We start from the raw sequence: 11,702 nt of genomic DNA on the forward strand, positions 1-11,702 counted from the left end.
GACCGCGTGCGCGGTGTCCCCCGAGACACCGCGCGAGGAGCGATCAGGCGCGGATCAGGCGGCGAGCACTTCCGCGACCCGGGTGAGCGGCAGGCCGTGCGCGACCGCCACCGGCTCGCTGGTGACCCGGCCCGCGTGGGTGTTGAGCCCGAGCCGGAGCGCGGGGTCGCCGCGGAGCGCCTCGCGCCAGCCGAGGCCGGCGAGCTTCACGGCATAGGGAAGGGTGGCGTTGGTCAGGGCGTACGTCGAGGTGTTCGGGACGGAGCCCGGCATGTTGGCCACGCAGTAGAAGACCGACCGGTGCACCTGGAACGTCGGGTCCGCGTGCGTGGTGGGGTGGGAGTCCTCGAAGCAGCCGCCCTGGTCGATGGCGATGTCGACGAGCACCGACCCCGGCTTCATCCGGGAGACGAGGTCGTTGGAGACGAGCGTCGGCGCCTTGGCGCCCGGGATGAGGACCGCGCCGATGACGAGGTCGGCGTCCAGCACCGCCCGCTCGACGGCGTACACGCTGGAGACGACGGTCTTGAGACGGCCCTGGTAGATGGCGTCGATGAAACGGAGCCGGTCGAGGCTGATGTCGAGGACGGTCACGTCGGCGCCCATGCCCACGGCGACCTGGGCGGCGTTGAGGCCGGAGACGCCGCCGCCGATGACGACGACCTTCGCCGGGGCCACGCCGGGGACGCCGCCGGGCAGGATGCCCCGCCCGCCGTTGAACCGCATCAGGTTGTACGCGCCGACCTGGGGGGCGAGCCGGCCTGCCACCTCCGACATCGGCGCGAGCAGCGGCAGGCCGTTCCCGACCTGCACCGTCTCGTACGCGATGGCGGTCGTCTTCGACGACAGCAGCGCGTCGGTGCAGGAGCGGGAGGCGGCGAGGTGCAGGTACGTGAAGAGCACCTGGTCCTCGCGGAGACGGTGGTACTCCTCCGCTATCGGTTCCTTGACCTTGAGGATCATCTCCGACTCGCCCCAGACGGCGTCGGCGGTGTCCAGGATCTTGGCACCAGCGGCGAGGTACTCCTCGTCGGTGATGTGCGAGCCGAGGCCGGCACCACGCTGTACGTGGACGTCGTGACCGTGGCGGACGAGTTCGTGAACTCCCGCGGGGGTCGCAGCGACGCGGTACTCGTGGTTCTTGACCTCGGCAGGCACTCCGATTTTCATGGGCGGTTTCCCTTCATGCGCGGTTTCCCTTCACGGGTCACGCTTTCACAGCCGGGCCCAGGCCTCCGTGAGCACCGAGCGGAGGATCCCCTCGATCTCGTCGAATTCCTTGGGTCCGCAGATCAGCGGCGGCGCGAGCTGGACCACCGGGTCGCCCCGGTCGTCGGCGCGGCAGTAGAGGCCCGCGTCGTAGAGGGCCTTGGAGAGGAAGCCGCGCAGCAGCCGCTCCGACTCGTCGTCGTCGAACGTCGCCTTCGTCGACTTGTCCTTGACGAGCTCGATCCCGTAGAAGTAGCCCGAGCCGCGGACGTCGCCGACGATCGGCAGGTCGAGCAGCTTCTCCAGGGTGGCACGGAAGACCGGCTCGTTGGCGGTGACGTGGCCGAGCAGGTCCTCGCGCTCGAAGATGTCGAGGTTGGCCAGGGCGACCGCCGAGGCGACCGGGTGGCCGCCGAAGGTGTAGCCGTGCGCGAACGTCTCGGTGCCCTTCTTGAACGGCTCGAACAGCCGCTCGGAGGCGATCATCGCGCCGATGGGGGCGTAGCCGCTGGTCAGCCCCTTGGCGCAGGTGATGATGTCGGGCACGTAGTCGAACTTCTGGCCGCCGAACATCGTGCCGAGGCGGCCGAAGGCGCAGATGACCTCGTCGGAGACGAGGAGCACGTCGTACTGGTCGCAGATCTCGCGCAGGCGGCGGAAGTATCCGGGCGGCGGCGGGAAGCAGCCGCCGGCGTTCTGGACCGGCTCGACGAAGACGGCGGCGACGGTGTCGGGGCCCTCCATCTCGATGGCCCGGCCGACCTCCTCGGCGGCCCAGCGGCCGAACGCCTCGGGGTCCTTGTCCGAGCCGGCGAAGCCGGTGATCTCGTCGGCGCGGTAGATGTTGGTGTTGGGCACCTTGATGGCGCCGGGCACCAGCGGCTCGAAGACCTGCTTGAGCGCGGGGATGCCGGTGATGGAGAGCGCGCCCTGCGGCGTGCCGTGGTAGGCGATGGAGCGGCTGACGACCTTGGTCTTCAGCGGCTTGCCCTGGATCTTGAAGTACTGCTTGGCCAGCTTCCAGGCCGACTCGACGGCCTCGCCGCCGCCGGTGGTGAAGAAGACGCGGTTGAGGTCGCCGGGGGTCAGCCCGGCGAGCCGCTGGGCCAGCTCGGCGGCCTTCGGGTGGGCGTAGGACCACAGCGGGAAGAACGCCAGATCGCGCGCCTGCTTGGCGGCGGCCTCGGCCAGCTCCTCGCGCCCGTGGCCGACCTGGACGACGAAGAGTCCGGCCAGACCGTCGAGGTAGCGCCTGCCGTGGATGTCGTAGACGTACGCGCCCTCACCCCTGACGATCATCGGCACCTCGGCGTCCTGGTACGCGCTGTGCCGGGTGAAGTGCATCCACAGGTTGTCCTGTGCGGCCTTAAGAACGTCGGGGTCCGTCATCGCAACCTTCCCTAGGGTGATCTGGTGCTCGCTTCAGTCTGCACGCCGAAGCGGCAAATGCCAAGCGATTACGTGGCTTCATTGTGCATGAACCTCGAATTTCGCGATATTGACATGTAAGCACAACGAAATCCGTCAGGCGATTCCCGTAGAAGCCAGACCTCGCTCACCGCTGGGACACGCCGGGCATGTGGTGCAATGAGGCGCAGCCAACAGCGTCCGACGAAGGGGTCGGAGAGGGGAAACGCATGACACCAGAAGAGATCGAGAGCGCCGTAGAGGCCGGCATGCCGCAGGCCGTGGAGGAGCTCCGGCGGCTCGCCGCCATCCCGTCCGTGGCGTTCCCCGGCCACCCCGACGAGCCGGTGCTCGCCGCCGCCGCCCTGACCGAGGAACTGCTGCGCGGGGCGGGTCTGCCGCACGTCCGCCAGGTGCCGGTCGCGGGCAGCTTCCCCGCCGTGTTCGCGGAGGCCCCCGCCCCGCCCGGCGCGCCCACCGTCCTCCTGTATGCGCACTACGACGTGCAGCCGGCGGGCGACCCCGCCCTGTGGCGCACCCCGCCGTTCGAGCCGACCCTGATCGACGGCGCGCTGTACGGCAGGGGCACGGCCGACGACAAGAGCGGCGTGATCGCGCACGTGGCGGCGCTGCGCGCCTTCGGCGGCGAGTTCCCGGTCGGCGTCAAGGTCATCGTCGAGGGCCAGGAGGAGTACGCCGGGGAGCGTCTCGAGAGCTTCGTCGAGGCCAACGCCGAGCTGGTGAGGGCCGACGCGATCGTGGTCGCCGACTGCGGCAACCCGCGCCTGGGCGAGCCGGCTCTGACGACGTCGCTGCGCGGGATGGCCGCCTTCACCGTCGAGGTGCGCACCCTGCGCGAGGCCGTGCACAGCGGCGCGTTCGGCGGCGCCGCCCCCGACGCCCTCGCCGCGCTGATGCGGATGTTGTCCGCCCTGCACGACGAGCGCGGCGACGTGCGTGTGCCCGGCCTGCCGCGCGGCACGTTCGACGGCGGGTCGGACGAGACCGAGGACGAGTTCCGCGCCACCGCGGGCGTGCTCGACGGCGTCTCGCTGGTCGGCTCCGGAGAGCTGGCCGACCGCCTCTGGGCGTCGTACGCAATCACCGTGACGGGGCTGGACGTGCCGACCGTGTCGGGCGCGGTCAACGCGGTGCAGCCGGCGGCCCGGGCCCGGGTCACGATCAGGATCCCCGCGGCGGGCGACGCGAAGGCGGCGCTCGACGCGGTGACCGGCTTCCTGGAGAAGGTCGCGCCGTGGGGCGCGCAGGTGACGTTCTCCGACTTCGTCACCGGCTCGGGCTTCCTGGCCGCGGGCGGCGGGAAGGCGCGGGCGGCGATCGACGCGGCGATGGAGCGCGCCTTCGGCCGCGCGCCGCGCGACGTCGGGCAGGGCGGCTCGATCCCGCTGGTCGCGAAGCTGTCCGGCCTGTTCCCCGAGGCCGAGATCCTGCTGTACGGCGCGGAGGACGGCGACGCGTCGATCCACGCCCCGAACGAGCGGGTGGAGCTCGACGAGCTGCGCAAGGTCATCACCGCCGAGGCGCTCTTCCTGGCGAGCTACGGCGCCTGACGGGCGCGCCCGCGATTCCACGGCCGTGCGGTCCCCTTCACCGGGGCCGCACGGCCGTTTTCGTATCCGGCTTCCCATTGGTTTAGATTTGCACTGACCGGTCAGTTCATAAGCACTCATCGACGAGGAGGCCGTGGTGTTCCCTGGAGCCGAGGTCGTGGCGAAGGACCTCACGCTGAAGGGCGGGCACGGCGTCGTCTACTCGGGCGTCTCCCTCACCGCGAAACCGGCGGGCCTCGCCGCCGTCGCCGGAGCGGCGGGCAGCGGGCGCACCAGCCTCCTGCTGACCCTCGCCGGCCGGATGAAACCCACCTCCGGCGCGCTCTCGGTGGGCGGGCAGACCGCGCCGCGCCGCGTCCAGCGGATCGCCGCGCTCGGCCTGACCTCCGGGGTGAACGAGCTGGACGGCGCGCTGTCCGTACGCGAGCACCTGCACGAGAGGCTCGGGCCGTGGGGGCCGCCGTGGCGGAGGGGGCGGTCGCGCGCGGCCGGAGAGGCGCTCGCGCGGGCCGGGCTCGACCTGTCCGCCCTGCCGGGCGGCGAGCGCACGCTCGCCCGGGCGCTCACCCGCGACCAGGCCGTACGCCTCGGGATCGCGCTCGCGCTGCTCGACCGGCCGGGGCTGCTCCTGGTCGACGACCTCGACCTCGGGCTGCCCGAGGCGCGCGCGGACGAGCTGTGGCGGACCCTGCGCGACCTGTGCGGCGCCGGTCTCACCGTCGTCGCCTCCTGCACCGGCCACGGGCTCGCCGTCCGCCACGCCGACGCCGTCGTGGATCTCCCGTGAAGCCGCGCCGCCCTCGCAAACCGCAGAACAAGCCGCAGAACTCTCCTGAAGGATCATTCGTGAAGCCGCTCCCCCTGCACCTCGGCCGCCTGGAGCTGCGGCGGTTCACCCGGTCCCGGCTGACCCGGGTCGCGCTGGCGGGCGTCGTCATGCTGCCGCTGCTGTACGCGGGGCTGTACCTGTGGTCGTTCTGGGACCCGCAGGGCAACCTGAAGAACATCCCCGTCGCCCTCGTCGTGGAGGACCGGGCGGCGACGGCGGACGGCAAGACCGTGGACGCGGGCGGCGACCTGGCCCGCGAACTGCAGGAGCGCGAGGTCTTCTCCTGGCACCGGACCGACGCCGCCGGAGCCGACCAGGGCATGCGCGACGGCACCTACTACCTGTCGCTGACGATCCCGCGCGACTTCAGCGCGAACCTCACCTCGCCCTCCGGCGACGGGCGGCCCCGTCCCGCCCTGCTCGGCGTACGCGTGGACACCGGGCGCAGCTACATCATGCGGACCATCTCCGACGCCGTCTTCGACGAGGTGAAGGCGGCGGCCGGGCGCACCGCCGTGAAGGGGTACCTCGACCAGATCTTCCTGTCCTTCGCCGACCTGCACGACGCCACCGCGAAGGCCGCGGACGGCGCGGACAAGCTCCACGACGGCTCGGCGAGCGCCCAGAAGGGCGCGATCAAGCTGGACAAGGGCCTCGGCACCGCCCAGACCGCCGTGCGCAAGCTCTCCACCGGCGCGACCACGCTGCTGGACGGCTCGGGCACGCTCGCCCGCGGCCTGGACGAGGCGTACAAGGGCTCCACCAAGCTGGCGGGGGGCCTCGCGACGGCCGGCAAGGGCGCGGCCGACCTGCGCGGCGGCCTGTCGGCCCTCGACAAGGGCGCGGCGAAGCTCGCCGAGGGCAACCGGCAGGCGTACGAGAACGTGCACGCGCTGGCCCCGACGATCAACCAGGCGGCGGACAAGTACGCGCCGATCCTCAAGGAGAACGGCCCCGCCATCAGGTCGGCGGCGCTGGCGGTCGCCGAGGGCGCCGACACGATCGCGAACGCGCTCGGCGACCTGCCCGACGCCGTGCGGAACCAGGCCGGGGCGGCGCAGCGCGACCTGCGGGCCGTCGAGCGATGGCTGGACGCGCATCCCGACGCGGACCCGGAGCTGCGTTCCCTCGTGGGCCGCGCGTCCGGCTCGGCGGGCGAGCTGGCCGGTACAGCCGGGCGGCTGCGGGACAAGGTCGCGGCGCAGTCCGGCGCGGTGGACGACCTCGCCCGCAAGGCGCGCGCCCTCGCGTCCGACGCCCGCGCGCTCGCCGAGGCCGCGCCCGCGCTCGGGAACAGGCTGGACAAGGCCAGGGGCGACTTCAACACGCTGGACGCCGGGCTCAAGCGGCTCGCCAAGGGCGCCTCCGACCTGCACGACGGCACCGGCGAGGCGCTGAAGGGGGCGACCTCGCTCGCGGGTGGCATCGGCGAGCTGCGCGGCGGCGCCGGGACCCTGTCGGACGGCCTGCGCAAGCTGGACGGCGGCGCGGAGCGGCTCACCGCCGGGCTCGGCACGCTCGCCTCGGGCGCGGGCAAGCTCGGCGACGGCATCGGCGAGTTGCGCGGCGGCGCCGGGAAGCTCGGCTCCGGGCTGGGCGAGCTGACCGACGGCTCCGGCGAACTGGCCGCGAGGCTCGGCGACGGCGCGGCCCGGATCCCGTCCTACGACGCCGCCGACCGCGGCGGCCGTACGGACGTGATGAGCGACCCGGTGCGGCTGGCCACCGAGGTGGACAACGAGGTGCCGAACTACGGGACCGGTTTCGCGCCGTTCTTCGTGCCGCTGGCGCTGTGGGTCGGGGCGATGGTGACGTACATGGTGCTGCGGCCGCTCAACCCCCGGCTGCTCGCCGGCTCCGCGCCCGCCTGGCGCACCGCCCTCGCGGGCTGGCTGCCCGGCGTGGCGATGGGGGCGCTGCAGGTCGCGGTGCTGCTCGCCGTGCTGCGGTTCGGCCTGGGCATGGAGGCGGAGCGCTGGGCGGGGGCGGCCGCGTTCCTGCTGCTCACGGTGGCGGCGTTCCTCGCGATCGTGCAGGCGGTGAACGCGCTGGCCGGGCCGCCCGGCCGGGTGGTGGTGCTGGCGCTGCTGATGTTGCAGCTCACCTCGGCCGCCGGGACGTACCCGATCGAGACCTCGCCCGGGTTCTTCCAGACCATCTCGCCGTGGTTGCCGATGAGCTGGGTGGTGGCGGGGATGCGCCGGTTGATCAGTGGCGGCGACACGCTCGTGGTGTGGCAGGCTTGCGGCGTGCTTTCCGCCTTCGTCGCCGGCGGCCTCGCGCTGACCATGCTCGCCGTACGCGGGGGCCGCACCTGGACCATGCGCAGGCTCAAGCCGGAGCTGGCCCTGTGACCCCCTCCGTGAGCTGTGAGGAGACGCCGTGAGCCGCGAGGACACCAGGAGCCGCCTCTTCCGGGCGGCGGTCGAGCTGATCGCCGAGCAGGGGTTCGCCGGGACGACGGTGGACGCGATCGCCGAGCGGGCGGGCGTGGCCAAGGGCACCGTGTTCTACAACTTCGGCAGCAAGGACGCGCTGTTCGCCGCCCTGCTCGACCACGGGATCCAGCGGCTCGCCCTCTCCCTGGCGGAGGCCGCCGAAGGTCCCACCGGCGCCTCCCCGCTGGCCCGGCTCGACGCGGTGGTGCTGGCGCAGCTCCGGTTCTTCGACGAGTACGGGCCGTTCGCCCGGGTGCTCTTCGGCGAGATGTGGCGCACGGCCTGGCAGGACGCGGTCGTGCGGCTCCGGGAGGGCGCGCTCGGCGTCTACGAGCGGGTCCTCGCGGACGCGGTCGCCGCCGGGGAACTGCGCGCGGGATTCGACACCGGGACCGCCGCGACCGCGCTGTTCGGCATGGTGCTGACGGTGTCGATCGAGCGGCGGGCGCTGCGCCCGGACCGTCCGGTGGAGGAGGTCCACGCCACGCTGGTCGAGCTGATCCACGGCCGGGTGGCCGGCGCGTGAACATCATCCGGTGACCAAATCGGTCGAAGCGGGTTAGCCGTCCGAGACGATCTGCAACTAACGTTGTTCGCCGTTCGTCAGGATAAATAACGATCTCAGCGGCCGGATCGAGGTCGTGCCCCGCCTTCCCCCGGAGGACGCGTGTACCAGTCCCAGCAGCCGAGGCGACGTCGCAGCTTCGCTCCGTTCATCGTCGCGATCATCCTCGCGGGCGCCCTGATCGTCGGACTGAAGCTCTTCTTCGGTGGAGGCGTGAACCTCGGGTTCGGCGGCGACTCCGGCGGCGACGGCGACGCCACGGGCCAGAAGCTCGCCTGCGGCGACGGCGGCACGACCGTGACGGTCGCCGCGTCCAGCGAGAAGGCCGAGCTGCTCAGGAAGATGGCGAACCGCTACAACGGCCGCGAGGTGAACGGCCGCTGCGTGGACGTCGTGGTCGCGTCCAAGCCGTCGGGCGGCGCGATGCAGGCCCTCGCGCGCGGCTGGGACACCGAGCAGGACGGTCCCAAGCCGGACGTCTGGTCCCCGGCCGGCACCGGGTGGATCACCCTGCTGCGGCAGCGCACCGAGGGCACGGACCGGGGGCAGATCGTCACCGGGGACAACCCGTCGATCGCCACGACGCCGCTCGTCATCGCCATGCCCAAGCCGATGGCGCAGGCGCTCGGCTGGCCGGGCAAGAAGCTCGGCTGGTCCGACATCCTCGAACTCGCGAACGACCCCAAGGGCTGGGCGAAGTACGGCCACCCAGAGTGGGGCCGGTTCCGGCTCGGCAAGACCAACCCCAACTTCTCGACCGCCGGGCTGAACGCGACGGTCGGGGCGTACTTCGCGGCCACCGGCCTCTCCGGCGACCTGTCGGAGAAGAACATCGGCGACCCCAAGACGCGGCGGTTCGTCCAGGGTGTCGAGCGGTCGATCGTCCACTACGGCGACACCACGCTGACCTTCCTCGCGAACCTCCAGCACGCCGACGACCAGGGCACCGCGATGTCGTACATCTCCGCGGTGACCGTCGAGGAAAAGTCGGTCTGGGACTACAACCAGGGCAACCCGAGCGGTGACCCGAAGACGCTCGGCGACCACCCGAAGCCGAAGGTGCCGCTGGTGGCGATCTATCCCAAGGAGGGCACGCTCTTCTCCGACAACCCGTACGCGGTGTTGTCGTGGGCCGGGGACGACAAGCGCGCCGCCGCGCAGGACTTCCTGAAGTTCCTCCACGAGGACGAGCAGCAGAAGGAGTTCGCGTCGTATGCCTTCCGCGCCGCCGACGGCAAGGCGGGCGAGCTGATCACGGCCGCGAACGGGCTCGACCCGAAGCAGCCCGCCACCACGCTCAGCGTCCCGATCCCGAACGTGCTGGACAGAACGCTGAAGAGCTGGGCCGAGCTGCGCAAGCCCGCCAACGTGCTGATCGTGATGGACACCTCCGGCTCGATGGGCGCCGATGTGGCCGGGACCGGCAAGACCAAGCTCGACCTCGCCCGCGAGGCCGCGATCAACGCGCTGCCCCAGTTCGGCCCGAACGACCGGGTCGGCCTGTGGATGTTCTCGCTCAAGCAGGACGGCAACAAGGACCACCTCGAACTCGTCCCGATGGGCAGGAACAACGCCGCTGCCCTGAAGGAGCGGCTGAACGGCCTCATCCCCGACGGCGGCACCGGCCTGTACGACACGACGCTCGCGTCGTACCAGCACGTGCTGTCCCGGCGGGACGGCGACGCGATCAACGCCGTGGTCTTCCTGACCGACGGCAAGAACGAGGACAACAACTCCATCTCGCTGAACACGCTCATGTCGAGGCTGAGCAAGGAGCGGGGGCAGGAGACGGTCCGGGTGTTCACGATCGCGTACGGCGCGGACGCCGATCTGGAGACGCTGAAGAAGATCTCCCAGACCACGGACGCCGCGGCCTACGACTCCCGCAAGCCCGGGAGCATCGACGAGGTCTTCACCGCCGTGATCTCCAACTTCTGAGGCAGGAGCGCTCCCGTGTCCCGTTTCACCGACGAGCTCCGCGACCCCTGGGGGCTCCTCCTCGGCGTCACCGCGGGCGGGGCGGCCTGGGCCGTCGACGTCCACCCGGCCGCCTCGGCGGCCGTCGGGATCGCGGTGTGGCTGGCCAAGGCGTTCGCCTCCGCCTGGGTGTCCACCGGGGGCGAGCGCCGCCCCTCGGATCCGGAGCCGCCGCCGGTGGCCAAGGGCAGCGCGGAGGAGGGGTGGCTGCGCCGGGCCGAACGGGCGGCCCGCTCCTTCGCCGAACTGACCGCCTCGATGCGCGGCCAGATCCTGCTCGACCGGATCGCCGCGATGACGCCGCAGGTGAACGACACCGTGGCGACGCTGCGGCGGCTGGCCGGCCAGGCGTCGGTGACCGGCTCGGCGCTGGCCCGGTTCGACCCGCGGTTCCTCGGCCAGGAGCGCGCCCGGCTCGACCGGGCCCGCCGGGCCGCCGGGCCGGACGTCGCGGGCGAGCTGGACCGGTCGATCGCCGCGCTGAACGCGCAGCAGGAGGTGGTCGACCGGCTGACGGCGGCGCGCGGCCGGGTGCTGGCCCGCCTGGAGTCCGGCGCGATCAGCCTGGAGGGCCTGGTGGCGCGGGCGGTCGAGGTGTCGGCGATGACCGCCACCTCGGCGGTGGACAGCGGCCGGGCCGCGCTCGACGAGCTGACCTCCGAGCTGGAGCTCACCCGGCAGAGCCTCCGCGAGGTCGAGGAGGCCACCCGCGACGACCTCGCCTAGCGCGATCTCGGTCAATTCGGCAGCAGGCGGGCGAGCTCGGCGGGGCCCGCGTTGGCCCCGGTGCAGACCACGGCGACCCTGCTTCCGGCGAACTCGTCGCGCCGGGCGAGCAGCCCGGCCAGCGCCGCGGCTCCCGCTCCCTCGGACAGGGTGTGGGCGTGGGTGACCAGCAGGCGCTGCGCCGCGTGGATGTCGTCGTCACCGACCAGCGTGAAGTCCGACAGGCTCTCGCGCATGATGTCCTGGGGCAGGGCGAAGGCCGTCCCCGTGGCCAGCCCCTCGACCGTCGTCTTCACCGGCCGCCGGACCGGCTCGCCGAGACGCCAGGAGTCGTACGCCGCGGGCGCCTGCGCCGACTGGACCGCGATGACCCGGCAACCGGGCGCGAGGGCCCGGGCCACGACGCAGGCGGCGGCCGCGCCGGTGCCCGACCCGACCGGAACGAAGATCGCGTCCAGGTCGGGCCGTAGGGCGAGGATCTCCAGGTAGAGCGTGCCGACCCCGGCGATGATGTCCGGCTCGTCCGCCGGGCCGATCAGCCGCATTCCCTGCCGCGCGGCGCTCTCCCGCGCGTGGTCCGCCGCCTCCACCATGCTCGCCCCGGCGATCTCGACGGTCGCGCCGAGGGCCTCCACTGCCGTGACCTTGGCCGGGTTGGGGTTCTCCGGCATCACGATGGAGCAGGGCACGCCGAACAGCCGCGCGGCGTACGCCACGGACTGGGCGTGGTTCCCGGTCGAGTACGTCAGCACGCCGCTCGACCGGTCCGCCATCCCGGCCAGCAGCGTGATGCCGCCGCGCACCTTGAACGCGCCGGTCGGCTGGACGTTCTCGTGCTTGACGTGCACCTCGGCCCCGGCGACCGCGTTCAGCACGGGATAGGACCACATCGGCGTCTCGGGCAGGTGCGGAGCCAGGAGCGTCCGAGCGCGCAGGACATCGCGAAGATCTGTCATGCGCTCCAGCGTCGCGGGTCCGGC

9 protein-coding genes are annotated in these 11,702 nt (G+C 72.3%); 6 read left to right on the forward strand and 3 right to left on the reverse strand.

Going from position 1 to position 11,702, the window contains the following annotated elements; translation table 11 throughout:
- Positions 1-54 precede the first annotated feature (54 nt).
- Both ald and AWQ70_RS25560 read right to left on the reverse strand, forming a co-directional pair.
- Positions 55-1,170, reverse strand: coding sequence for an alanine dehydrogenase (ald, locus tag AWQ70_RS25555; protein ID WP_067180812.1), 1,116 nt, complete (start codon positions 1,168-1,170; stop codon positions 55-57).
- Between the two features lie 45 nt (positions 1,171-1,215).
- A complete protein-coding gene (locus AWQ70_RS25560) occupies positions 1,216-2,598 on the reverse strand; it encodes an aspartate aminotransferase family protein (RefSeq protein WP_067180815.1) in 1,383 nt (460 codons plus the stop codon).
- Positions 2,599-2,846: 248 nt separating this feature from the next.
- Here AWQ70_RS25560 and AWQ70_RS25565 point away from each other — a divergent pair, with 248 nt between their 5' ends.
- The 6 genes from AWQ70_RS25565 (at position 2,847) to AWQ70_RS25590 (ending at position 10,722) form a co-directional block, all read left to right on the forward strand.
- A complete protein-coding gene (locus tag AWQ70_RS25565) occupies positions 2,847-4,187 on the forward strand; it encodes a M20/M25/M40 family metallo-hydrolase (protein WP_067180817.1) in 1,341 nt (446 codons plus the stop codon).
- 136 nt (positions 4,188-4,323) lie between these two features.
- Positions 4,324-4,974 carry an ATP-binding cassette domain-containing protein gene (locus tag AWQ70_RS25570; RefSeq protein ID WP_169808741.1) on the forward strand — a complete coding sequence of 217 codons (651 nt, stop codon included), beginning with the start codon at positions 4,324-4,326 and terminating at the stop codon, positions 4,972-4,974.
- A gap of 59 nt (positions 4,975-5,033) precedes the next feature.
- On the forward strand, positions 5,034-7,370 hold the full coding sequence (locus AWQ70_RS25575) for a YhgE/Pip domain-containing protein (RefSeq protein WP_067180825.1): 2,337 nt from the start codon (positions 5,034-5,036) through the stop codon (positions 7,368-7,370).
- A 28-nt stretch (positions 7,371-7,398) separates the two neighbouring features.
- Positions 7,399-7,980: a TetR/AcrR family transcriptional regulator gene (locus tag AWQ70_RS25580; RefSeq protein ID WP_067180830.1), complete on the forward strand. Its 582-nt coding sequence runs from the start codon at positions 7,399-7,401 to the stop codon at positions 7,978-7,980.
- Positions 7,981-8,121: 141 nt separating this feature from the next.
- On the forward strand, positions 8,122-9,957 hold the full coding sequence (locus AWQ70_RS25585; RefSeq protein ID WP_067180834.1) for a substrate-binding and VWA domain-containing protein: 1,836 nt from the start codon (positions 8,122-8,124) through the stop codon (positions 9,955-9,957).
- 15 nt (positions 9,958-9,972) lie between these two features.
- Positions 9,973-10,722, forward strand: a complete 750-nt coding sequence (locus tag AWQ70_RS25590; RefSeq protein WP_067180838.1) for a hypothetical protein — start codon at positions 9,973-9,975, stop codon at positions 10,720-10,722.
- Between the two features lie 11 nt (positions 10,723-10,733).
- Here AWQ70_RS25590 and AWQ70_RS25595 read toward each other — a convergent pair whose 3' ends face one another.
- Positions 10,734-11,678 carry a threonine ammonia-lyase gene (locus AWQ70_RS25595; RefSeq protein ID WP_067180968.1) on the reverse strand — a complete coding sequence of 315 codons (945 nt, stop codon included), beginning with the start codon at positions 11,676-11,678 and terminating at the stop codon, positions 10,734-10,736.
- Positions 11,679-11,702 lie beyond the last annotated feature (24 nt).

The sequence above is a fragment of the Microtetraspora niveoalba genome, assembly GCF_001570405.1.
Lineage (GTDB): Bacteria > Actinomycetota > Actinomycetes > Streptosporangiales > Streptosporangiaceae > Microtetraspora > Microtetraspora niveoalba.

Excerpts from the sequence above, each read along its gene's own strand:
- ald (WP_067180812.1), bottom strand. The coding sequence starts at position 1,170 with ATGAAAATCGGAGTGCCTGCCGAGGTCAAGAACCACGAGTACCGCGTC.
- AWQ70_RS25560 (WP_067180815.1), bottom strand. The coding sequence starts at position 2,598 with ATGACGGACCCCGACGTTCTTAAGGCCGCACAGGACAACCTGTGGATG.
- AWQ70_RS25565 (WP_067180817.1), top strand. The coding sequence starts at position 2,847 with ATGACACCAGAAGAGATCGAGAGCGCCGTAGAGGCCGGCATGCCGCAG.
- AWQ70_RS25595 (WP_067180968.1), bottom strand. The coding sequence starts at position 11,678 with ATGACAGATCTTCGCGATGTCCTGCGCGCTCGGACGCTCCTGGCTCCG.